This is a genomic window from Christiangramia flava JLT2011 (genome assembly GCF_001951155.1).
Taxonomy (GTDB): domain Bacteria; phylum Bacteroidota; class Bacteroidia; order Flavobacteriales; family Flavobacteriaceae; genus Christiangramia; species Christiangramia flava.
In genome coordinates this window covers 3,375,080-3,398,190 of sequence record NZ_CP016359.1, presented here as the reverse complement: position 1 = coordinate 3,398,190, position 23,111 = coordinate 3,375,080, and the positions used below count along the sequence as shown (strand labels likewise).

Genomic DNA, 23,111 nt, shown 5'->3' with positions numbered 1-23,111 from the left:
ATAATCAAATAGACATGCACAGGGTGTGCAAAAGCCCGGTACGCAGAATGAATCGAAGATTTTTATATGGTTTAATATGTTACTAAAATTTTTCGATATCCTATTTTCGTATAACTATAAATAATCCGTGTGTCTCTCACTAAAATTAGATTAAATATATTCTACAACAATTTTGCTCCTCTTAACCTCAAGGCATTGGCAATAACTGAAACCGAGCTAAAACTCATGGCCAGAGCCGCGATCATAGGAGAAAGTAATAACCCAAAGAATGGATATAATACACCCGCAGCAATTGGCACACCCAGGGTGTTATAAATAAGAGCAAAAAACAAGTTCTCTTTAATATTCCGCATTACTTTTTCGCTGAGTTTGATTGCCTTAAGCACTCCTTTTAAATCTCCTTTTACCAGAGTGACCTCGGCACTTTCAATCGCTACATCGGTTCCTGTACCCATAGCGATGCCAATATCCGCCTGTGCTAGTGCAGGTGCATCATTAATACCATCTCCAGCCATGGCCACTTTTTTACCTTCCGCCTGGAGTTTTTTTACTTCCTCCATTTTATTCTGCGGGATCATACCCGCTTTAAAATCAGCCAGGTTTAATTCCTTTGCCACGGCTGAAGCTGTTTTCTCATTATCTCCGGTAAGCATGATCACCTTAATACCTTCATTTTGAAGTTCGAATAATGCTTCCCTGCTGGTTTTTTTTATCTTATCTGAAATGGTTACAAATCCTACAATAATTGAATCTATTGCCAGATATGAAACTGTTTTCCCTTTTTCCTGTTCCGCAGTAACCTGATTATTTATTTCTTCTGAAATTTCAGCATTTTTAGCCTGCATTAATTTTTCATTTCCAAGCGCCAGTTGTTTTCCTTCAAAATTGGCCGTAACTCCTTTCCCGGTAACCGAATTAAATTCTGAAGCTTCGCCATATTTAATTTTTTCCGATTTCGCATAATTAACAGTTGCATTAGCCAGCGGATGTTCACTTTGTGCATTTACAGAAGCGATAAGGCGGGTGAGCTCCTTTTCAGAATATTCTGAAGAAACCGAAACAACTTTTTCTACGGAAGGTTTACCCTCGGTGATAGTTCCTGTTTTATCTATTATAAGCACATCGATCTTGTTCATTTCTTCCAGCGCACGGGCGTTCTTAATCAAAACCCCGTTTTTTGCACCTTTACCAACTCCTACCATCACAGACATGGGTGTAGCCAGACCTAAAGCACAGGGACAGGCAATGATCAATACCGCAATAGCATTTACAAGCGCATAAACATAGGCAGGATCGGGGCCATAGATTGCCCATACAGTAAAGGTTACTACAGAAATAATTACCACGATAGGCACAAAATAGGCTGAGATTCTATCAGCCAGTTTTTGGATAGGCGCCCGTGACCTGCTGGCATCATTTACCATTTTTATGATTTGCGCAAGCAGAGTTTCATTTCCTACTTTTTCAGCAGTCATGGTGAAACTTTGATTGCCATTTATGGTACCGGAATTTACTTTATCGCCTTCCTGTTTATCTACAGGAATCGGTTCCCCTGTGATCATGGATTCATCGATACTGGATTTGCCTTTTTTGATGATCCCGTCTACCGGGATTTTATCGCCGGGCTTTACTCTTAGAACATCCCCTTTCTGAATCTTATCTACGGAAATTGTTTCTTCTAACCCATCAACCATTCCGTCTTAAACTGATCAGGAAAAAAATTGGGGAATAGCATACCAAACACACTGAATATCCAGGCTACCCCCGCTCCGATACCTATTAGGGTAAACATATTCAGATTCCATGTTTTAATGGACCTGTAAGCACGTTCAAAAAACATCCAGGTTGCATAAAAAACCACCGGCAGGGAAAGTCCGAACTGTATCCAGTTCCAAATCTTCATATCTGCCAGGTCATACATTGGATTATCGGGAATCATTTCAGACATCGCTATCAGGAAAATAGGAAGTGTAAATGCTACTGCGATCCAGAATTTCTTCAAAAGTGTTTTATAACCTTTTTCCTCAGCAGACTTCTGTGGTTCTTTGGGAACCAAATCCATCCCGCAAATAGGACAATCTCCTGGTTCATCTTTTATTATTTCAGGATGCATGGGACAGGTATATTCATCCCCTTCTGAAGAAGGAGAACTCAAATCCATTTGCTCCACCAGATCCATTCCGCAGACCGGGCAATCGCCAGGTTTATCATAAGTTTTTTCTCCTTCGCAATGCATGGGACAATACCATGTGCCGGTTCCTTTACCTTTTGGTGTTTTATCTTCAGACTGATGCTTATGCTTTGCTTGTTCCTCCCCGGGGAGCATGATATGATAATTTCCTCCGTGCTCTTGTAGGGCTTTTTCAAAAACATCAAGTTTAATGTGTTCTTTCATACTGATCTCTGCCTCCCCTTTTTCAAGATTTACAGCAGCATTTACAACACCTGACACCGTATTTAAGGTTTCTTCAACATGAGATCTGCAGCCATTACAGGTCATTCCCGTAATCTTATAAGAATGTTTCATCAGTTGTCCGGCAGATTGCTCTGTATTTCCCGGCATCATTATATTATAATTACTTCCCTCTAAGGCACGCTCAAATCTCTCCAAAGAAATATGTTCCTTCATTTCAATCACTGCTTCTTCCTTATTTAGATCAACAGAAACCTTAGTGACTCCATTGACTTCGTTTAAGGATTTTTCTACATGTGACCTGCAACCATTGCAGGTCATACCAGTAATTTTATAAGTATGTTTCATCTTTTTGATTTAAACTTACTGAATTAGGAATTTCAGACGATATTAAACTTTGTAAAGTTAAGGGAGTGATGAAAGAAAGAAATTTCGATTTGATTTAAATCTAGTGAATTAAAAAACGCCTAAAATTAATAGATTAAATCTCAGGCGGTAATACTATTAAGCTGTATAAGCCTCACAAGCACTTACGCACTCTCTACAGGCCTTTGCGCAATCTTTACAATGTTGATGATCATGCTTTTCACATTCATCCGCACAAGCCTGACAAAGCTTTTTACAATAATCTACCAGATCCTGAACATCATCATACTTAGTTGCTAAGATCTGGCTTAAAGAAGAGCAAGCTTCTGCACATACCCTATCCAGTCTTATACAATCTTTCATCATTTTAACATTGTCTTCATCCAGACAGGCATCTGCACAATAATTACAATGATTAATACAATTTCCTAAAGCCTTAATTAATTTTTCATTTCTCATAATATATTAATTTATTGTTGATTCATCTAAATTAAGTATGAGTCTTCAAATTCGCTTACAGAATTATGCTAAGACCTTTCAGTTTTAAATGATTTTAACTTTGAGATGTTGATAATTAGGAATTTTTTATATCCACCAATTCCCAGTTCCAGCCATCCTGTTGTACCAGTGTCATAAAAGTTCGCCTGTTGTGTTCTATTTCGCCTGAAAAACCATTTTTACTTAGATTGATAATTAGTTTTGCATCTAAGAGCTTCTTGATACCCGGAACGGGAGGTGCTGATGGTTCCACAGTCATATGGGTAACTTCAGAAAGTACCTCAAAATAATTTTCGTAGGCGATCAACAGTGGTTTGATCTTCTGAAATTCCGGTCTTTTATCTTTGTCCACCTGGTTTGAAATGATCAATAAAGCTTCGTAAAGTCTTGCTAGCTGAAGGATAATCGCGCTTTTCTCTTTGGTATTATGAAAATAATGAATTACCGGGTAGGCACGATGTTGCTGACTGTATTTGATAATAGAATCTGATAAAGCATCTACTTTACTGATAAGTGGTTCAAAATTCTTCCCATTCCAAGATGTAAGAACAATTTCCTCAGGGCTGCTTCCAAGCGTACCCAACGTAATACCAAGTTTGCGCTGATCTATTACCGCAGACAATACCGGTATAAAATAAGTGACAGACATGGTGAGTAGAATAAGCCCCGTGAATGAATAAATACTCGTCAATACTCTCCATATATCCCCGGAAGGCACATAATCCCCCATTCCCAGGGTTGAAAGCGTAAAACCGCTATAGTATATAATTTTCCAGATATTGGCCGCAACTTTAGTAGTGCTATCTATAATAGCTCCAGGCTGAGAGTAAAGGATACAAACCAGACTCAGCCATAGGCACAACACCCAAATAAGTACAATGGCAATCAGTAAGAAATATCCTGCATGTGCCAGAATTTTAGACTTCCCGTTCTTACCTGAAAGGAAAAGAAAAAGCTTCCAGAAGAAATGAGAATACCTGCTAGTTAACCAACCTCCTCCTTGCATGGACAATGTTGTTTGAAGAATATCCAGTACTGTAGCTATATAAATAATGAGCCCTAAAGCCAGAAATATTGCCATATCATTAATTATTACTCAAATCGTTTTAAATAGAATTTAATCCTGTCAATATAAATTACACTAGTAACGGTTAACTTTTAAGTATAGTTATTTTGTAAACCCATATCTAACCATGTTTAGTAAATGATATAAGTAGGAAAATACAGGTTTTAGTGTCCATGACCTTCAGATTCGAGATATTCACCTTGAGGTCCCACTCCTTCTATATATACCAGCTGGGAACCATAATGTCCTGCTTCTGAAACCGAATAGGCTGCAAATCCCAGAACAAGGAAGACCAATATTTCAAAAATCTTATTTTCCCTTAAAAGAAAAAGACTTCCCAGTTTTAAAACAGCCCCTAAAGCACTTGCATAGATGGTCCATTCAGCATACCTATCATGTTGTTCAAGTACTTTTTTAGCAATCTCAGATAGATCGTGGGTATGAGGGTGGGCATATACTCCGGCAATATATGCTCCAATAAAACCAGTCCCGACACATAAAAGAATAACCCAGTCCAGGTTCCTTTTAAGTACAAAAAGCTGAATTAATTGTAATATCCCACCTAAAAGTAAAAGTACTATTGGAAAATGTACTACTAAAGGATGCAGGTTAGGAAAGTCATCCAGATTAGCTTTAACTGGTTTATCCTGATTATTTTCAAGTTTGGTTGATGCATTAACTTCTTTCTCCAGATCTATAGTGTCAACCTGTTGGATCGTATCTTCTTCATGGTTATGATGATAGTGCTCATCATCCTGTGCCCCTCCCAGTATGGGTAAGAACATCAAAAAAAATATAAGAACGGTTTTTTTCATAAAATTTAATTTTAAAATAACCAATACCTGTCTCCTATTATAATTGGCCTGATTAAGTAATAATTACAGAAGCTAAAAATGAAAGAAAAGGAGGGAGAAAAAGAAATTCAACTAATTAATACTTAAGACCATCCCTCCATTTTCCTCAAACTTATTATTCATGTTCATCGTCATGGTCCATAGACTCATCATGACCCATTTCCATATCATCATCTTCCATTTCTCCATGTTCCATTTCCATATCAACGTGGTCATCTTCAGTAGTTTCCCTGCAGGAGAGCATCGTAAGATTAAAAGCTCCCACAAATTAGACCAACATTAGAATTCTTAATTTTTTCATGATATTTATTTTTAAAGGTTTATTAAAATATTGCTTGTATGTAACGTATTTTTAACTGAAAAATAACTTCTTTCTGGACCCGGTTCAGAATCTTATTTCAAGATAAATCAGGGTAATTTGCCGACCTTAAAACTACCTAAACATCAGGACAGGATGATAAAAGCACTTTTAAGATAGAAAAACAGCTAATCAATAAAAACTATAGATTATGAATAACTTTTTCCAGTTTCTCCTTAATCTCTTCGGCTATCTCACCCAAATCTCCATTATCAACGGCCTGCATAGAAGCTATAGGGTTAACTGCGGCTACTTCTATCTCCCCGGCTTCCTTTTCCTGAACAATAACGTTGCATGGTAGCATGGTACCAATCCTATCTTCTGCTTTTAATGCTTTATGCGCATAAGGAGCGTTACAAGCCCCCAGAATGCGATAATTCCTAAAATTTACATCCAGTTTCTTCTTTAAAGTCTCGGTAACATTGATTTCGGTTAAAACCCCGAAACCTTCTTTTTCGAGTTCCTGGGTAACTTTTTCGAGTACCTGCTCAAAATCTCCTTTTATCGTTTATTAAAATAGTAATTCATGATCTGTTTTTTTTAAGAATAATTTTTTGCTCTTCAAACTCGTCTTTACTTATTTCACCTTTTGCATACCTTTTTTTAAGGATTTGCAAAGGCTCTTCGAGGTTGTTTTCATTCTTTGTTTTCCAACGACTAACGGGCAATAAAATCGCGGCCAGAACAACAGCTCCTATTAAAATCCACCAGTACATCATCATAATTTCAAAAATTATGGTTTCTGTTTATGGTCTTTATGCTTCTCCCCTTCTTTTTTGGATTTGTCCATATGTTGTTTCATTTTTTCCATCATTTCAGGATCGTCATGCATTTTTTCCATCATTTCCTTCATCATTTCAGGGTTTTCTTTCATTTTTTTCATCATTCCCTGCATCATTTTTTTTCTGAATTCAGGATCTTTCTCCATGGAATGCATCATCTCATGCATCATTTTTTCTTTCATTTCTGGATTTTCCTTCATTTTCTTCATCATCATTTTCCCCATCATTTCTTTCATTTCGGGATCTTTTTCCATCTTTTCCTGCATCATTTTTTTCATTTTCTCCTTCATCTCAGGATTCTTCTTCATCATGGCTTCCATTTTCCCTGATTCCATCATTTGCATATGGTTCTGCATCAATGTTTTCTTTGCCATTTCATTGTTGGCAGCCAGATCCAAAAGCTCATTGAATTGAGCCGGATTGCTGATGATTTCCTGATAAACCGCATTTCTGTTTTGCTGTGTTTCCATCGCTTCGCTGGCATTAAAAGTTGCATTACAACTTATGAATGTCGCAATAGTTCCTACTAAAAAAGTTACTTTTAAAATTGTTTTCATTGTAATTTGTTTTAAATGGTTGATAAAAGTTTTTGTTTTAAATAATACTAAGCTTTCAAGGATAACCTCGATTCCGGTATTTGCTAAACTATTTTAAAGTTTCTCATCATGCCCATATCCTCATGCTCCAGATTGTGGCAATGGTAGAGAAACAATCCTTTAAAATCTTCAAATCGCATGATCAAATCCATTTGCATACCTGGCAATAGATAAACACTGTCCTGCCAGCCTTCGTTAATAAAACCGTCTTTAGTAAGCTCCCAGAGTTTCTGGTCTACTTCTTCAGTCTTCCGGTTAAGAATATTGAATTGTAGCTGGTGAATATGAACCGGGTGTGGCATTTGCATCATATTACCCATGCCTCCCTGACCGCCCATCATTCCACCATTGCCATGCATTCCTCGACCCATCATTCCGCTGTCATCATCAGAATCTGAAGAAAACTGGTTTCCATTATTGATACGCCAGATTTCGGTAGTATCTAATTTCACAGTCTCTTCTTCGGCTACTTCAGTGCCGTTATAGATACGCCCATTAATGGTCCATTTCATCATTCCGCCCATAGCAAAAGTGAAAGTTCTGGGGTTGTTTTTATTAATGGCATCTGTGGCTGCCAATGTATTGAAAGAACTGAGCTCACCAGGTAATTGAGCATTGTTTTCTGCGGAAGCCCCCACCTTTATTTCCAGAATATCAAACTGAGTGTCATAAGGCAAGTGATTGCTACTGCTATTTCCCATCATCCCGCCATTCATCATGCCACCACCCATCATCTCCAGTGGGATAGGTAAATGGACCAGTTTAATACGACTATTTTCTGACTGTTGAGATAAATCCAACCAAACATCTATCCGCTGGGCCGGCCCTAGCATTAAATAAGGCATTCTTTTTGGCGCTTTAAGCAAACCTCCATCTACACCCAATACGGTTATCGCTTCGCCGTGATCCCATGCCAATTTATAGGCACGGGAATTGGAACCGTTTAAGAGCCTTAAACGATATTTCCCGTTTGCGCCCAGGTTCAGGGTATTATCAATTTTACCATTGATCAATATTTGCTCACCTAAAAAACCCTGCATTCGATCCATCTCTCCATCACCTAGGTATTGGAGCTGCCTATTATCATTAAAAGTCCTGTCCTGGATTACCACGGGAATATCATATTCACCCTGGGGTAAATTTAATTTTTCTTCATCTTTATCAGATACGATAAACAATCCTGCCAGTCCCTTATATACCTGTTCCCCTGTATGTTTATGCGGATGTGGGTGAAACCAATACGTTCCAGCCCTGTTCATCACTTCAAATTCATAATAATAGGTTTCGCCTTCACTTATTACATGCTCTGGGTGGCCATCATTCTCGTGAGACACGTGCAGGCCATGCCAATGTACAATAGATTCGGCCGGAATCTGGTTTTCATACCTCACCCTAACCTTATCGCCCTTTTTTACCCGAATAACAGGTCCTAAATAGCTACCCTCTATATTTTGTAAATTACCTTCACTACCTTTTATAATAGATGCTCTATAGGAATATGTTTTGGTACTACTTTCTGGATAGATGCCGGTCTGGGAAGGTAATGCGGTAAGTTGTAGATCTAAATCGGCAATAAAATCCTTGTTCATTTTATTTACGGTCTCGGGATGCCGGGTGGAGGCATCCGATTTACAGGAGGCAAAAAAAGGCATTACATAGAAACCTGCAGCTGCCAGGCTTGCAGTTTGTATAAAATTCCTTCTGTTTACGTTTTTTTTTATCATTATATTATTTTGAATTGCATTCGTAAAAATTTCAGCACAAGGAAGGTTAAAGCCCCGCTTAAATTTTAGATACTTAGACAACTTAAAAGTCGTAACAAACTAACAGCTCCTAATTCGTCAACCCTTTTTCCGGAAGTTTTCGATTTAAAAACCATCTTTCACCTAGAAAAATGAGCAACATAGAACCAAATGCTATCCAAATAAGTGCAGGATCCCTTTCTATTTTAATAAAAACAAAAGAACTTAATACCACTAGATCCAGAATTATGGCACTAATTACGATCCAAGCTTTCGCCTTTATATCTTCTCTCATTTTGGTAAGCACCCCCCAGTGAATAATAATATCCATAACCAAGTAATAAATTGCCCCAAGAGAGGCTATCCTGGAAAGATCGAAAAAGATAGTAAGCACAATAGCAATTACTATAATATACACCAGCATATGCTTTTGAATACTTCCTTTCATGCCAAAATGGCTATGTGGGATTAGCTTCATATCGGTAAGCATAGCCGTCATTCTTGACACCGCGAATACGCTGGCAATAACCCCTGAAATCGTAGCGATTATGGCTATAGAAACCGTAAACCATAAACCAAATTGGCCAAATAAAGGCCTCGATGCTTCCGCAAGACTATAATCCTTTGCTTCAATTATTTCAGGAATACTTAAATTGGAAATAACCCCCCAGGAAACCAGTAAATAGGTCACCCCGCAGATCAATAAAGATATGACAATGGTCCTGCTTACATTTTTATGCGGATTAACAATTTCACCTCCACTGTTGGTGATCGTCGTAAAACCCTTATAAGCGAGGATCGATAAGGCAAGTGCTCCAAGATATTCCATAACTCCCCTTTCCCCGCCGGTATCTCCTGAAGGTACTAAATCTGATACTACAAAACCCGAAGCATATATAGCTCCTCCGGCAAAGATCAATAATCCACCGGTTTTGAGGATCGCCATGGCTAGGGAGGATTTCCCTATTACTTTATTACCTGAAATGTTAATTACAAAGGCTAAAATGAGTAAGCTTACTCCTAAAACGGGAATGAGATAACTGTCTTTTGGCGCATCGAACAATTGCAAAGTATAACTACCAAAGGTCCTGGCCACCAGACTTTCATTAATAATCATAGAGAACGTCATCAGTAAAGCTGCAAAAGCAGTTACAAGTCCCTTTCCATATGCTTTCTCCAAATACATGGCGATACCTCCTGCAGATGGATACGCATTAGACATCTTGTTATAGGAATAAGCACTAAATCCTGATATAATTCCACCCACAATAAAAGCTATTGGAAAATACTCACCAGAAAGTTCTGCCACTTGACCAAGAAGCGCAAAGATTCCTGCACCAATCATAACATTGGTACCCATAGAAATGGCTCCTATCAGACTTAAACTGTTTTTTTTGTAATTTGACATATTGTATATCTTAAAACCAGATTTCTAAACCGGTCCCGCCCCAAAGCGGTTATCATAACTACCAATTACCTGGATTGTTTTGCTCACTACATATTCCATCCCCACTTGCCAGATAGTTTCATTTTCAAAATTTGAACCTTCAGGAAGATCATTCACCCAGCCAAAATCTATCTGGTATTCGTCTTTCCTGTTGACTAAAAACTGTACTTACTCCCATAAGAAAGAGATCTAGCAAATTCATTTTTATCAGTTCTCGCATATAATTTTCTTAATTTTTAACTTCACTCTCTCCAAGAGATTTCCTTCCTTAATGTAAGAGCTGTAAAATATTCAGATTAATTCTCCTCGTTTTTCAGTCGATAAATGATCTTCTTCATTTGGGCAATTTCGCGTTTCTGTGCTTCAATGATCTCCTCGGCTAGTTTTTTGGTTTCAGGATCTTTAATATCTGCCCTTTTACTGGTTAATATCGCAATGGAATGGTGGGGGATCATAGCCTTCATATATAAAATATCCCCAATGATAGGTCGTTGTGCTCTTACAAGACCTAAGGCCGAAATAAATAACACCAGGCTACCAATATAAATAGCGATGTTCTTTTTTTTGTTTTTATACATTTTCAGCATAAGAGATAACATGATCACTGCCATAGCTGCAATTCCCAAACAGGTCATATAAAAGCGGGTTAAACTAAAATATACATGGTCAAACTCATATGTATTCATGTACATCGTGATATACATAGCTAAAAAGGACAGACCAAGCATTAGGAAAAACCGACCATAATTGCTTCCACCAGACTTGTGGTTATTGTTATTTTCTGAATTCATCTAATTGGGTTTTTAAGGTTTATTGGGAAATTTTACTTTTCTATAGTTTTTTTTACGGAACCACAATTCAGCATTTTATCACCGAAATATGGATTTTTAATCTCCTCTACATCAGCATACCAGTATGCACCATCATTATTAAAAGCCATAGGACAGAATTTCTTGTAAATGGTCCCACCGGATAGGGCTTCCTCAAACATAGGCCCAGCCAATTCTGTAAACTTTGAAAATAACCTTCTCTGCTCCTCAATATCGTCAGTGTCTCCCAACTGCGCAGCAATTGATTTTAATTCTGCACGATCTTCTGAGAAAGAATCGACCATACTTTTCGCCGCATCCTTTGCCTGGCCGGAGTCATCATTGGTAAGTGCCATTTTGATTTCAAGATAGTTATGCCAGATCTTCCCCGTCATACCATCTATAAAATCCTGATCGGCAACATCTGCGGTTTTTTCTTCATTTTTTTTCACTTCCTGAGGCGTGTTTACTTCGACAGATTGGGTTTCTTTTTTATCCACACAGGAAGCTAATAGTAAAACTAATAAGGGAGCAATTCCCAACTTAATGATAGATCTCATAATATTAATGGTTTGGTTAATTGGTTAGGTTGATTTTTTTACACCTCTATTTATTTAAATTAATTAAAAAATTGTAGTATTTGTTATAATTCTCAACATCGATTGAATTGAGAGAGATAAATATATTTTAGCTAAAGGTTAATTAAAGTGAGCTTGCTTCTAAGGAATAGCAAAATTAAAAATCGATGAAATCAATTTCTTATGTTTTTATGGGAAAAACTTTCACAATTAAGTTTATTTAACAAAAAAGTGACATTTTATAAGAAATGAATTATAGATTCTATGGAGAAGGAATAATAAATTTCAAATTACCAAATCAAAAATTGATAACACTATCCAAAGCTTCATCAGCATCCCTATGGATAAAATTTGCCTGATAATTTAAAGTGGTTTTTAAATCACTATGTCTATATAATTTTTTCAGCATTAAAGGGTGAATTCTATCACCTGCAATATTTCCAAAACTATGACGGGCTATATGATTCGATAATGTTTTATCAATGCCACAGAGTTTAGCTATTCTTTTTAAATATTTATTGAGAAGTTTAGTGGTGCTCTTTGTCCTTGTATAAATTCGTTCAGCTTGGGTTTGATCTACTTCCCGTAAAAAAGGGAATAAATATCCGTTATTTAATTTCTTATCTGGGCGATAGTAATCAATTATAATCCTAGCTTTATTCAGGACTAGTCAATAAATTCTTAAATATTATATATTATAGCGCTTTAGCAACTGAATAACTCTGGGGTCATATTTATTCTGAATATGTTCGGTGGCATTGGCAAAGAATGATTTAGAACCATCTGCCCTTTTAATTTTTGTTTTATTTGCTTCGGAATAATTTTTTCTTGGAATTGAAATAATTATCATTGACTTCAAACTTCCTTTTCATCAAAAAGTTATTTAACTTCTTAAAATCCGGATGAGTCTTTTTATCTTACCAGAAACGTCATCCCAATCTTTTTCAAAAACAGATTGTTCTCGCCAGACATAATTCGTTTTATAATTTTGGCTAATTCTTAAGGCCAGAGGTATTCTTCCTTCTTTCTTTTTCATGTTTTTTCTCAAAATAATCTTTAAATTTGCCATACAGTTAAGATTTAAAACCTTGTAAAACAAGAATTTATTATAGAATCAGTTGATTTTTTTTATCAAGCAGAATTTCCCGCTGAAATATTTTTCATAGGAACAGCTCAAATACCTTTAAAATACAAATATTGTGCAGGCCGATTGTGCGCCTACTAATGTTGATAGTGCAAAAAAATAAAAAAATCTGGGTCTGGTCCAATATTATTTCGATGCTATGCCTGTACCGAATGATTTAGTTTTTTTGGAAAATCCAACCTAGAGATGGGACCACCTTACCACCAAACCGCCTGATTCACAGATAACAATGTTCTAGGGGACCGTGGTATTTAAGATAAATTCAAAAGAGGACAGATCTATTGGAATAAATTAGGTTATAAATCCAAATCTGTATCTCTTTGCCGGACACTGTTAAAAAAATATAATAATCCAATAGCAACCAAAATAATAATACCAGCAATAATAAATGGATAATAAAACCCTCCCACCACTAACCAAGTTCCTATAACCGGGCCCAAAATCTGGCCTATGCTATTGGTTGAGCTTTGCATAGAAATATTTCTACCCGTATTTTCTTGTGAGATTAATGAAACAGCGGACAACAGATTTGGCGTGACCATAGCAGCACCAGCAGCAAACACCACTATTAAACCGTACACAACAAATTCATTTTTGAAAAAAGGAAAGACAATTAATGAAATTCCTGAAATGAATAACCCAATGCCAATTTGCTTTTTCACAGATAGAATCTTTTCCCCATAACTGGCAAATACAGGCTGCAAAACAGCCATTATTGAACCACATAGCATAAAACCAATACCAACTTGATTACTATTAAATCCTAATTCATCTTTTCCGTAGATTGAAAAGACAGTTTCAAATAGCGTCACCACAAATTGGAAGACAAACGAAAGCACTAGTAATACGATAAAATATTTAGTAAATGTGAACCGCAAACTCACTTTTCGTGTTGTGAACTTATGTACGCGAGCGGTGTTTTTTAACCATTTCATCACAACCAAAAGGACAATCAATCCTAGTAGTGCAGCGAATAAAAAGGGCACTGAAAATCGGTCTAAATGTAGCAGGCCTAATGTATATTTTATATGAATATCAGTTTGGGACAGAAAGCCGCCAATGACAGGGCCAAAAATAACACCAGAGCTAATGGCAACACCAGACCAGGCCATTATTTTTGTTCTACGTTTTTCAGATGTAATATCACTTAAATATGCATTGCTAACTGGAATAACTGATGACGTAAAAATTCCACCAAAAATTCGAGCAATATATAGCATTGTCAAGGATGTGGCTAGGCCAGTAAGTAATTGCATAATTACAAAACCGATTAGTCCACAAATGATAATAGGTTTCCTGCCGTATCTGTCCGATAGTTTTCCCCAAACCACTACGAATAGTAACTGAAAAAATGGATAAATGCTTGTGAGCAATCCAATATGGAAATTGATAAGGTCGGTGTCAAGATTGTCTTTTAAAGCTAATCTTTCGGTATAGTAAGGAAGGGTTGGCAATAATATACCATAGCCCAACATCACTACAAACAAACTCAATAGAATTAAAAATATCCTGTTGAGTTTTTCTTTTTTGTCCATTTATTTTTTACCGATTTTTCGCTTTAATAGTTGCGCATTAATGGCCACTATAATCGTACTTAAACTCATAAATACCGCTCCTACAGCTGGTCCTAAAACAAAGCCTGAAGAATATAATACACCGGCTGCTAAAGGAATAGCCACTACATTATATCCTGTAGCCCAAATCAAATTCTGAATCATTTTATTGTAGGTGGCTTTTCCAAAGAGAATTAAGTTGGCAATATCCTGTGGGTTACTGTTGACCAGAATGATATCTGCTGTTTCGGCGGCAACGTCAGTACCTGAACCAACGGCAATACCAACATCAGCTTTTGCAAGTGCAGGCGCATCGTTCACGCCGTCTCCTGTCATTGCCACAAACTCTCCCTTACTTTCCAATTCTTTTACTATTTCCACTTTTTGATGTGGCAAAACTTCGGCGTAGTATCCATCCAAGCCGAGTTTATCGCTAACAGCTTTGGCAGTTCTTTCATTATCACCGGTAGCCATTAAAACTTTTATATTATTCTTTTTAAAGACTTTTATAGCCTCGGCAGATTCTGGTCTTATTTCATCGGCTAGTGCAATATATCCTGCCAGTTTTCCATCAATCAAGACAAAAACCACCGTTTCAGCGGCGTCACTATAGGCATCTTCGGGAATAGTTATTTTTTCATCCCTTAAATAACCAGGACTAACCACTTTTACTTGCTTACCTTCTACATTGGCCTCAACGCCTTTACCTGTAATTGCATTAAAGTTTTCAGGCTTTGGGATGGTCATATTATCTTCTTTGACTTTTTTAATAATACCTACGGCGATAGGATGTTCCGAACTTTGTTCCAATGCACTCGAAAGCCTTAAAATTTCTTCAGATGAATAAGTTTCGCTAACAGACTCAATTCGAGTAACGCCAAAATCGCCTTTGGTCAATGTTCCCGTTTTATCAAACAATAAAGCTGATATTTTTCGGGATTCTTCAAAAGCTGTCCTATTTCGAATTAATAACCCGTTTTGAGCTGAAACAGCAGTAGAAATAGCAACCACAAGTGGTATGGCAAGACCTAATGCGTGTGGACAAGCAATGACCATAACGGTAACCATTCTTTCTAAAGCATAGACAAATGGAAAGCCTAAAATCAGCCATACCGCTAATGTTCCAAAACCAATAGCCAAAGCGATATAGGTTAACCATTTTGCAGCCCTGTCTGAAAGATTTTGCATCTTGGATTTGGTTTTTTGCGCTTCTTCGACCATTTTGATGACCTTGTTGAGATAGCTATCTTTTCCAGTATGCTCAACCTTTACTTTTAAGGTACTGTTACCATTTACCGAACCACCAATAACCTTATCGTTTTCATCTTTTTTTACAGGTTTGGATTCGCCTGTAAGCATAGATTCGTTCAGGTAACTTGAACCGTCTACTATAATCCCATCAGCAGGAACTTTTTCACCTGGTTTAACCAAAATCACATCATCCTTTAGTAAATCTTCAAGAGGGATGTCTTCTATGATGTCGCCTTTTACCCTGTGCGCTTCCGCAGGCATCATACTTACCAGTAACTGTAAAGCTTTTGACGCACCTAACACACTTTTCATTTCTATCCAATGACCAAGCAACATTATGGCTATAAGTGTTGATAGCTCCCAGAAAAAGTCTTCGCCTCTTAAGCCAAATACGGTCGCGGTGCTATAAAAATAAGCTACAGAAATTGCCATAGAAATCAAGGTCATCATTCCTGGCGCACCTTTTTTGATTTCAGACCAGAATCCTTTTAAAAATGGCCAACCACCATAGAAATATACGATTGTGGAAAGTGCAAAAAGGATATATGGATTTCCGGGAAGCAAAAACTCATATCCAAAAAAGTCCTGAATCATCGGCGAGAAGAACAGTATGGGAATAGTAAGTACAAGGGTTACCCAAAACCGTTTTCTAAAATCGGCAATCATCATTTTATGATGGTCGTGGCCCATTTGACCGTGACCCGGATTGTGACCCGAATGGTCCCCACCTTTGTGGTTCATTTTAGAATGGTCTTCTTTTTTGTGTTTCATCTTCGAATGGTCCATTTTAGAATGGTCCATTTCATCGTGATTGTGGTGTTCGTGATTTTCCATTATTGTCTTGTTTAAGTGTTATCGTAATTTTTTTCTCATAGCTTCCGAAATGTTTTCGGCATAGACGCCATAGGCATCTACCAGAAGTCCTTTAATTCCATCATTGGAGGATATAGCATATAAAATGCTATTATCGTCGGTACTGCTCATACCCTCAAAACGATGCATCTCGTCAACATTAAAATCTTCTGGGTGTATTTCAATTTTTAGTGAGGCACACTCCAAACATTCTGGTTTTAGGTTAAAATCATATGTATAGCCATTTCCCTGTAAATCGTTTATGGCTTCAGAAAGTGTATCGTAATTTTTCATCTGTCTTTATTTATAGTTTATTGTAAAATAGCTGTTATCTGCTTCTGAAAATTTCTGAAAAGTCAATAATCCTTTTTCATTTAATTTTTCAATAACAGTATAATTGAATTGCTTGATGCGAATACCCCAGGCATAGGCCTTAATATTTATTTTTGATTTAATAGTGTTTTTGCCAGCTTCTAATTTTCGATCGTAAATTTTTATGATGCTTTTGGAACCAAAAAAGTTTAACAAGCCCGAGTCAAAACTCATTTCCAATTTAATATCTTTCAAGTTTTGTAAATCGTAGAGCTTTTTAAAATTTTCAGAAATGGTATTAATTTCGGTTTCTTTTGATTTTGGCTTGGAAAACGGAAAAGCCATTATCATTACATTGGCGTCATCTGGCTCACAACGGTAGGTAGTAGTGTATTTATCGGTTGATTGTTTGTTTTTGTCAAACAATTCTGTAACTACCTTTATTTCATAATATCCATTTTCCTTTATTGTTTCTCCAGCTTCAAAAGTTTGTTTATTGAGAAAATCACCTTCTTTATCAAAGTTTTCCCGAATAACAACTCTGCCTGAAATCTGCCCAATGAGCATTTCAGTTTGTCCAGTCATTGTGATGCTGAATAAAGTGATTAGTACTATAAAGCCTTGTTTTCTCATATATGGTGCATTAATTTTTTTACCTCTTTTGCCATAATATCACTTAAATCAATTCCATTTGAAGAGTGTGGGATGGTATTACAAGTCACTATTTTTTCTACTCCGGAATCCAATAAATCTTGATAGGCGTTTCCTGAAAAAACGGCGTGAATGCCTACACAAATAGGTGGTTTCATTCCTGCTTTTTTAAGATGTTGTACGGTTTCAATCATTGTTCGGGCTGTGGAAATAATATCATCTACCAAAATGGGTGTAGCATCTTTATATATATCCACATCGGGAACAGAGACTTCTACATCACGGTCACCGTGACGCACCTTTTGTAATACCGTAAATGGTGCTCCTGCATTTTTGGCGACTTCTGATACCCATTGTTCACTTTCAGAATCAGGTCCGATAAGTACCGGGTTTTCGATATTTTCTTTAATCCATTCTGAAATTGCATCGGCAGCGTGAATCACTTTATTTGGAATTTGATACACTTCTCCCAACGAACTAATTCTGTGCAAGTGAGGGTCAACCGTGGTAATGCTATCGGCGAAACCAGAAATCAATTTTCCGAAGAAACCGGAAGTCACTCCTTCTCCTTCATTAAATACTTTGTCCTGCCGCATATACGCCAAATAGGGTGCTACCAAACAGGTACACATAGCTCCTAATGATTTGGCTGTGTGGCTTAAAAAATATAGTGACAACAGTTTTTCGTCCGGTTCGTGCAAGGTGCATACCAGTACCACACATTTATCTTTAACATCAGACAATATGCGCGTGTATGATTCCCCGTCAGGGAATTTCCTTAATGTGGCTTGACCCACTTCAGCATCCATTTTTGTAGCCATTAGTTCTGTGAGTTCTTCATTTCCGGGAAGACTGAATAATATTGTTTTCATAGTATGTTCTTTAATTTATAGTTATGATGTCGTTATGGTTGTTTTCATATTCCAAGGCATAATTAAGTTCACCTTTGGATTCAGCATATATGGTATAAAGCAGTTGGTTCTCTTCGATTTGTTCTCCCAAATGCACATTTAGAAGAATCCCTGCCGATTTAGATTGTGGTGCTCCAGAAAGCTTGGCCAGTTTTGCAATTTTACGGTTATCAATTCGTTGCAAAACGCCTGACTTTTCAGCTTTAATTTCAATTTTATAAGGTGCTAAAACTGGTTTTGAAAATTGACCTTGCGCCTTACAAATGGCTACGAATTTTTCATATGCTTTTCCAGATTTGAGAATTTTATGTGCGGTTTCCTGTCCCTTTCCTTTTTCTACTTTTCCAGAAAGTTCTAATAGTTCAGTAGCTAAAAGCAATGCTCTTTCTGTTAAGTCTTTAGGTGCATCTTCCTCATTTTTCAAAACTTTTAATATATCTATGGCTTCTAAAGTTGGACCGATACCCCTTCCAACAGGCTGCGTGCCATCCGTAACTACAACTTTTACATTCAACCCAACAGCAGTTCCAACGGTTTCCATATGATTTTTTAGTTTTTCTCCCATTTCGGTACTGCGAACCTTGGCGGTTTCTCCCACGGGAATATCAATGACCACGTGAGTAGAACCAGCTGCTGCCTTTTTAGAGAGTACTGAAGCGATGAGCTGACCTTCGCTATCAATATCCAAGGCTTTTTCAATTTTAATGAGCACATCATCGGCAGGACTTAACTGCGCTGTACCGCCCCAAACAAAACATCCGCCTTCTTTTTCTACTACGGTCTTTATTTCCTCGGAAGAGAGCGTAACATTGGTCAGTACTTCCATTGTATCTGCTGTGCCTGCTGGCGAAGTGATTGCCCGTGAGGATGTTTTTGGCATAGTAAGCCCATACGCGGCAACAATGGCAACTACCAATGGTGTTGTCCTATTGCCAGGCAATCCACCAATGCAATGTTTGTCGACCACGATATCCTTGTTCCAGTTCAGTTGCTTTCCGGAAGCAATCATTGCTTTCGTTAGGTCGGATATTTCATCAATATCCATTCGGTCGCCAGCACAGGCAGTAATAAATGCCGAAAGGTGGATGTTGGAATAATCGCCTTCCACGATATCGGTTATGATGTTGTTATAGGCCTTATAATCCAGTTTTTTGTTATAGATTTTTGCCCTGACGTGGCTTAACGATTCTATAGGTTCTAAATGGGAAACATACAATGTATCATTTTGGGACACATTGAGTTTTTTCGCAGCAGCATCTGATAGTCCGATTTCATTGTGCAACAAGATATCAGAATTCAAAACATTAAGACTTGCCACGATTGATGTACTTGCGTTGGATATTCTTATTCGGGTAAGTGCCTCAAACCCTTCTGAAATACAGACGTGGCAATCTTCGCGCATATACACTACATTTTCGTTTTGGGTATAGATTCCGAGATGTTTATATTTTAATATGTTTGAGTGTGTGTCCATATTTTATTGGTTGTTGTGATTTTTCGATTTATTCTATTTCTTCGATGGTGTATAATTGCGGAATTTCTGCATCCCACCCATAGGTTTCCTTGATGCCTTTTTGCAATGCTTCTGCACTCTCTTTTTCACCGTGTACAATGAAAATACGTTCGGGTTTGTTTTTTATACTGTCCATCCAGTCCATAAGCTCTGCGTGGTCTGCGTGTGCCGAAAGCCCTTCAATTTCTGCAACTTCCATATGAAACGGCACCCATTTTCCGTACACTTTCAATTCCTTATCACCTTCCAATAATTTTCTTCCCCGAGTACCTTCGGCCTGATAACCCACAAAAAGCAAGGTGTTGTTGGGGTTTTGTGCCTGTGTTTCAAGGTAGTTTAGCATTCTTCCGCCTGTGAGCATTCCGCTTCCTGCAATCACGATTTTCGGTTTATTATCTGTTCGTAATTCCATTGTTTCCCGATAACTGCTTACGACCGTAAAGTGCGAGCACATTTCGTCACATTCGTTATCTTCCAACCTGTGCCAATCTCTTGTGCGATGAAACAATTCTAATACACTTGCTCCCATTGGGCTATCCATTATCATTTGTATTTTTGGTATTTTCTTCTCTTTCAATAATTTCCAAAAAATCAGCATCATCAATTGGGCACGTTCTACTGAAAAACTTGGAACAAATAGGCTGCCACCTCTGTTGATGGTGTCATTGACCAATTTTTCTATCTGTGGAAGTGCTTCTACTTCATCAGGATGAAATCTTCCACCATAGGTGGATTCAATAAATAATACATCCGCCGATGCTGGTTTTAAAGGTGGGTATAAGAGCAAATCATTAGTCCTACCGATGTCGCCTGAGAAAACAAAGCGTTTTCCGTGTATATCCAACTCAATGTACGTAGCACCAAGAATGTGTCCATTATATTGAAATCGAGCCCTTATGCCATCAAACAATGGAATCCATTGTGATTGCGGAATTCCTTTAAAATGAGGGATAGTTTTTTCTACATCCTTTAGGTCGTACAATGGTTCAGCAGGATTATGTTTGGAATAGCCTTCTTTATTGGCACGTTCTGCTTCTTGTTCCTGAATTTTTGCACTATCATTCAAAATGATTTTTGCAATATCCAAAGTGGGGTTGGTACCATAGATGGGACCATTAAAGCCTTGCTTTACCAATCTCGGCAGATAACCTGTGTGGTCCATATGGCCGTGGGTGAGCAAAACAGCATCAATATCAGCAACATTAACAGGTGGGTACTCCCAGTTTTTAAGGCGTAATTCCTTTAGCCCTTGAAAAAGTCCGCAGTCTATGAGTATCTTTTTATCTCCTGTATCCACTAAATATTTTGAGCCGGTTACTGTGCCTGCCGCTCCTAAGAAATGGATGTTTATTTTATTTTTTTTCATTGGTATCTATTTAGGTTGTTGTACATAATTTACTACAAGAGCTGCTCCCCAAATTTGTGCCCACCGCAGCAGGAAGGTGAGTTTCCTTTATCTTGTTTTGATTTGCTCAATTCCACTATTTCTTTATATAGATTACGAGAATCCTCTTTAATAAAAAGAGCCAATTTCTTTACTGATTTAGGTTCAAAGTGAACCATTTCCAATAGTATTTCCAAGGCTTCTTCAAGCAGTTTTGGGTCGTCTTCCAATGCTTCGTAAAATGGCTCTAGATCTAGGTTGTTCTGTTCTTGCAATTCTTCTGTTTTCATCTGTATTGTTTTTTTTGTTATTAGTTGTCATTCCCGCTCGGGCAGGAAATCTTGTTATTTTAATGGGTTCTACATAGCTCCTTTGAATCTTCAAGGATTTTTTTTCGTCTTGGATTACTGATACCGATTTGTCCCAAAAAGCCTGGATTTTCGACCAGCTCTTTACAGAGCACGATTCCTTTATTCAGTAATTGGACCTTCTCTGCTTTGGTTAGGCTCGTAAGGGCAGTTAATGGATGTAGGCCTGCTTTATCTATTCTATCTTTAAGTCCATTTCCCTGAGGATAATCCCAACTTGTCAATAACAGCCCAACACAAGTACCATATTGAATGGCATCTGTCGTAAAACGGGTATTGGTATAAACCTCTCCTTGATGTAATTTGCTTTCGTGCCCTTTGTGATGTTCCCATTGTCTTTCCACGTCCAAAAACCGTGAATGGATATATAAAGGAATCTTTACGTTGCAAAACCTGCCTTGGTCACTGTGGTATTTACATTCAATCATATAATGTTTATTGTCTTTCTGTGCAATCACATCTACTTCATGTTGTACGCAATTTCCCTGGACAATAACCCCAACCTCTGTCTTGTAGCCTTCAAATTTAAATAGCTTACCTACAAATTTTTCAAACGGAAATCCTGAAGGCCCCAATTCCATCAGGGCTTTTTTAAGCTTATATTTTGATGCGCTTACCCGTGACCTGCTTTTAAGCATTTTAAAAGCCAATTGATAGATTTTTTTGGTGGTCATCCCTTCTTCAATGAGCCCTTGTACCTCACGGGCTATCTCCTGAACATGATTTTCATCTGCTTTTGAGCGCCGTAGGGAGTTGATGAGCTTATTTATATCAAAAACCTGATACTCACCTGAATATTTTTTTATCAGAACTGATTTATTCATAACTATAATTTAATGGTCATCACCGGCAATTCGGAATGATTGGTTACACCCTCAGCGATACTTTTGGAGAAAAGACTTAAAAATCCTGTACTCCCGTGAGTACACATAGCGATCAAATCAGCATTTTTATACTTTAAAAAATTATTTATCCCTGTTTCAACAGCAGGTTCGTTATATACATTCATTGAGTACTTCTCCAATTCCGGAAAATTTTCTAGGAACTTCTTAATGGGTTTCAAACCCCTATCAATACTATTAAAATCAGTTTGTGTGTTGACTCTCAATAAATGGATATGTGCACCGCATTTTGTAGCAAGCGAAATAACCATTTTAAAGGCTTCGCTCACATCTTCCAGAAAATCTGAAACAAAAACGATATCTTTAAAAGGAAAGGATATTTCTTTGTTCTTGACCACGATTACAGGTACATCGGCTTTTCTTACGATTTTTTCTACATTGCTTCCCAGTAGTTCCCGAACTCCACCATGGGTGCCGCTACTTCCTGTAACAATAAAATCGTGATGAAAATGTCCTGAATGTTGTAGGATATTTGCTTGTCCGCCATCAAATTCAAGAAAAGTCCTACATTCCAGTCCTTCGCGTTCCGCTTTTAACTCCAAAGCCCTCAAATCAGCCCTTGCGCTTCCTATTTCTTTTACTGTTTCTGGATATCTCTTTTCTTTTTCCTTACCCAGGTCAACCCAGTTTACCGGGGTGTTTATTAAATGGAAAAAATGGATTTCGGAATTGTAAAGCTTTGCCATTTCAATTCCGAGTTCTTCTGCTTTATTGCAATTTTTTGAAAAGTCTGTTGGTACGAGTATGTTTTTCATAATATT

22 protein-coding genes and 2 pseudogenes are annotated in these 23,111 nt (G+C 37.5%); all 24 read right to left on the bottom strand.

Going from position 1 to position 23,111, the window contains the following annotated elements:
• Window positions 1-161: 161 nt before the first annotated feature.
• The 24 genes and pseudogenes from GRFL_RS15100 to GRFL_RS14995 all read right to left on the bottom strand — a co-directional run bounded on the left by GRFL_RS15100 (window position 162) and on the right by GRFL_RS14995 (window position 23,105).
• Window positions 162-2,761: pseudogene (locus tag GRFL_RS15100) on the bottom strand (heavy metal translocating P-type ATPase).
• 156 nt (window positions 2,762-2,917) lie between these two features.
• A complete protein-coding gene (locus tag GRFL_RS15095) occupies window positions 2,918-3,238 on the bottom strand; it encodes a four-helix bundle copper-binding protein (protein ID WP_083645398.1) in 321 nt (106 codons plus the stop codon).
• A gap of 115 nt (window positions 3,239-3,353) precedes the next feature.
• Window positions 3,354-4,358: a potassium channel family protein gene (locus GRFL_RS15090; RefSeq protein ID WP_083645397.1), complete on the bottom strand. Its 1,005-nt coding sequence runs from the start codon at window positions 4,356-4,358 to the stop codon at window positions 3,354-3,356.
• Window positions 4,359-4,507: 149 nt separating this feature from the next.
• A complete protein-coding gene (locus GRFL_RS15085; protein ID WP_083645396.1) occupies window positions 4,508-5,158 on the bottom strand; it encodes a DUF2231 domain-containing protein in 651 nt (216 codons plus the stop codon).
• Window positions 5,159-5,312: 154 nt separating this feature from the next.
• Entirely contained in the window at window positions 5,313-5,462 is a 150-nt protein-coding gene (locus tag GRFL_RS18050) for a hypothetical protein (protein ID WP_157493005.1), read from the bottom strand.
• Between the two features lie 235 nt (window positions 5,463-5,697).
• Window positions 5,698-6,083 (bottom strand): annotated as a pseudogene (locus tag GRFL_RS15080) (DUF302 domain-containing protein).
• Entirely contained in the window at window positions 6,080-6,277 is a 198-nt protein-coding gene (locus tag GRFL_RS15075; RefSeq protein WP_083645395.1) for an SHOCT domain-containing protein, read from the bottom strand. The pseudogene GRFL_RS15080 and the gene GRFL_RS15075 overlap by 4 nt, the downstream one beginning before the upstream one ends.
• Before the next feature lie 11 nt (window positions 6,278-6,288).
• Complete coding sequence (locus GRFL_RS15070) at window positions 6,289-6,894, bottom strand: hypothetical protein (protein WP_083645394.1); 606 nt, start codon at window positions 6,892-6,894, stop codon at window positions 6,289-6,291.
• An 83-nt stretch (window positions 6,895-6,977) separates the two neighbouring features.
• Entirely contained in the window at window positions 6,978-8,657 is a 1,680-nt protein-coding gene (locus GRFL_RS15065; protein WP_083645393.1) for a multicopper oxidase family protein, read from the bottom strand.
• Window positions 8,658-8,766: 109 nt separating this feature from the next.
• Window positions 8,767-10,083, bottom strand: coding sequence for an APC family permease (locus tag GRFL_RS15060; protein ID WP_083645392.1), 1,317 nt, complete (start codon window positions 10,081-10,083; stop codon window positions 8,767-8,769).
• A 24-nt stretch (window positions 10,084-10,107) separates the two neighbouring features.
• Window positions 10,108-10,239 carry a hypothetical protein gene (locus tag GRFL_RS18310; protein ID WP_011709062.1) on the bottom strand — a complete coding sequence of 44 codons (132 nt, stop codon included), beginning with the start codon at window positions 10,237-10,239 and terminating at the stop codon, window positions 10,108-10,110.
• A gap of 179 nt (window positions 10,240-10,418) precedes the next feature.
• Window positions 10,419-10,913 carry a DUF305 domain-containing protein gene (locus GRFL_RS15055; protein ID WP_083645391.1) on the bottom strand — a complete coding sequence of 165 codons (495 nt, stop codon included), beginning with the start codon at window positions 10,911-10,913 and terminating at the stop codon, window positions 10,419-10,421.
• Window positions 10,914-10,945: 32 nt separating this feature from the next.
• Window positions 10,946-11,491, bottom strand: coding sequence for a DUF3347 domain-containing protein (locus GRFL_RS15050; protein WP_083645390.1), 546 nt, complete (start codon window positions 11,489-11,491; stop codon window positions 10,946-10,948).
• Window positions 11,492-12,392: 901 nt separating this feature from the next.
• Window positions 12,393-12,578, bottom strand: coding sequence for a hypothetical protein (locus GRFL_RS18245; RefSeq protein ID WP_236995810.1), 186 nt, complete (start codon window positions 12,576-12,578; stop codon window positions 12,393-12,395).
• 371 nt (window positions 12,579-12,949) lie between these two features.
• Window positions 12,950-14,188 (bottom strand): MFS transporter, encoded by a 1,239-nt coding sequence (locus tag GRFL_RS15040; RefSeq protein ID WP_083645389.1) that lies wholly within the window; start codon window positions 14,186-14,188, stop codon window positions 12,950-12,952.
• Complete coding sequence (locus tag GRFL_RS15035; protein ID WP_083645388.1) at window positions 14,189-16,291, bottom strand: copper-translocating P-type ATPase; 2,103 nt, start codon at window positions 16,289-16,291, stop codon at window positions 14,189-14,191. It abuts the gene before it with no gap.
• A gap of 18 nt (window positions 16,292-16,309) precedes the next feature.
• Window positions 16,310-16,603, bottom strand: coding sequence for a phosphoribosylpyrophosphate synthetase (locus GRFL_RS15030; protein ID WP_083645387.1), 294 nt, complete (start codon window positions 16,601-16,603; stop codon window positions 16,310-16,312).
• 6 nt (window positions 16,604-16,609) lie between these two features.
• Window positions 16,610-17,254 carry a hypothetical protein gene (locus GRFL_RS15025; RefSeq protein WP_083645386.1) on the bottom strand — a complete coding sequence of 215 codons (645 nt, stop codon included), beginning with the start codon at window positions 17,252-17,254 and terminating at the stop codon, window positions 16,610-16,612.
• Window positions 17,251-18,144 (bottom strand): ribose-phosphate pyrophosphokinase, encoded by an 894-nt coding sequence (locus GRFL_RS15020; RefSeq protein WP_008616396.1) that lies wholly within the window; start codon window positions 18,142-18,144, stop codon window positions 17,251-17,253. Before GRFL_RS15020 ends, GRFL_RS15025 begins: the two co-directional genes overlap by 4 nt.
• A gap of 10 nt (window positions 18,145-18,154) precedes the next feature.
• On the bottom strand, window positions 18,155-19,657 hold the full coding sequence (locus GRFL_RS15015) for a thymidine phosphorylase family protein (protein WP_083645385.1): 1,503 nt from the start codon (window positions 19,655-19,657) through the stop codon (window positions 18,155-18,157).
• A gap of 28 nt (window positions 19,658-19,685) precedes the next feature.
• Window positions 19,686-21,062, bottom strand: a complete 1,377-nt coding sequence (locus GRFL_RS15010; RefSeq protein WP_083645384.1) for an MBL fold metallo-hydrolase RNA specificity domain-containing protein — start codon at window positions 21,060-21,062, stop codon at window positions 19,686-19,688.
• Between the two features lie 32 nt (window positions 21,063-21,094).
• Window positions 21,095-21,370, bottom strand: a complete 276-nt coding sequence (locus tag GRFL_RS15005) for a hypothetical protein (RefSeq protein ID WP_083645383.1) — start codon at window positions 21,368-21,370, stop codon at window positions 21,095-21,097.
• Window positions 21,371-21,429: 59 nt separating this feature from the next.
• The gene (locus GRFL_RS15000; protein WP_083645382.1) at window positions 21,430-22,272 is read right to left on the bottom strand and encodes a restriction endonuclease; all 843 of its coding nucleotides are present in this window, start codon (window positions 22,270-22,272) and stop codon (window positions 21,430-21,432) included.
• 2 nt (window positions 22,273-22,274) lie between these two features.
• Window positions 22,275-23,105, bottom strand: coding sequence for a universal stress protein (locus GRFL_RS14995; RefSeq protein WP_083645381.1), 831 nt, complete (start codon window positions 23,103-23,105; stop codon window positions 22,275-22,277).
• Window positions 23,106-23,111 lie beyond the last annotated feature (6 nt).

Coding starts and splice junctions, on each gene's coding strand:
- GRFL_RS15095 (WP_083645398.1), bottom strand. CDS start 3,238: ATGAGAAATGAAAAATTAATTAAGGCTTTAGGAAATTGTATTAATCAT.
- GRFL_RS15090 (WP_083645397.1), bottom strand. CDS start 4,358: ATGGCAATATTTCTGGCTTTAGGGCTCATTATTTATATAGCTACAGTA.
- GRFL_RS15085 (WP_083645396.1), bottom strand. CDS start 5,158: ATGAAAAAAACCGTTCTTATATTTTTTTTGATGTTCTTACCCATACTG.
- GRFL_RS15075 (WP_083645395.1), bottom strand. CDS start 6,277: ATGATGATGTACTGGTGGATTTTAATAGGAGCTGTTGTTCTGGCCGCG.
- GRFL_RS15070 (WP_083645394.1), bottom strand. CDS start 6,894: ATGAAAACAATTTTAAAAGTAACTTTTTTAGTAGGAACTATTGCGACA.
- GRFL_RS15065 (WP_083645393.1), bottom strand. CDS start 8,657: ATGATAAAAAAAAACGTAAACAGAAGGAATTTTATACAAACTGCAAGC.
- GRFL_RS15060 (WP_083645392.1), bottom strand. CDS start 10,083: ATGTCAAATTACAAAAAAAACAGTTTAAGTCTGATAGGAGCCATTTCT.
- GRFL_RS15055 (WP_083645391.1), bottom strand. CDS start 10,913: ATGAATTCAGAAAATAACAATAACCACAAGTCTGGTGGAAGCAATTAT.
- GRFL_RS15050 (WP_083645390.1), bottom strand. CDS start 11,491: ATGAGATCTATCATTAAGTTGGGAATTGCTCCCTTATTAGTTTTACTA.
- GRFL_RS18245 (WP_236995810.1), bottom strand. CDS start 12,578: ATGGCAAATTTAAAGATTATTTTGAGAAAAAACATGAAAAAGAAAGAA.
- GRFL_RS15040 (WP_083645389.1), bottom strand. CDS start 14,188: ATGGACAAAAAAGAAAAACTCAACAGGATATTTTTAATTCTATTGAGT.
- GRFL_RS15035 (WP_083645388.1), bottom strand. CDS start 16,291: ATGGAAAATCACGAACACCACAATCACGATGAAATGGACCATTCTAAA.
- GRFL_RS15030 (WP_083645387.1), bottom strand. CDS start 16,603: ATGAAAAATTACGATACACTTTCTGAAGCCATAAACGATTTACAGGGA.
- GRFL_RS15025 (WP_083645386.1), bottom strand. CDS start 17,254: ATGAGAAAACAAGGCTTTATAGTACTAATCACTTTATTCAGCATCACA.
- GRFL_RS15020 (WP_008616396.1), bottom strand. CDS start 18,144: ATGAAAACAATATTATTCAGTCTTCCCGGAAATGAAGAACTCACAGAA.
- GRFL_RS15015 (WP_083645385.1), bottom strand. CDS start 19,657: ATGGACACACACTCAAACATATTAAAATATAAACATCTCGGAATCTAT.
- GRFL_RS15010 (WP_083645384.1), bottom strand. CDS start 21,062: ATGAAAAAAAATAAAATAAACATCCATTTCTTAGGAGCGGCAGGCACA.
- GRFL_RS15005 (WP_083645383.1), bottom strand. CDS start 21,370: ATGAAAACAGAAGAATTGCAAGAACAGAACAACCTAGATCTAGAGCCA.
- GRFL_RS15000 (WP_083645382.1), bottom strand. CDS start 22,272: ATGAATAAATCAGTTCTGATAAAAAAATATTCAGGTGAGTATCAGGTT.
- GRFL_RS14995 (WP_083645381.1), bottom strand. CDS start 23,105: ATGAAAAACATACTCGTACCAACAGACTTTTCAAAAAATTGCAATAAA.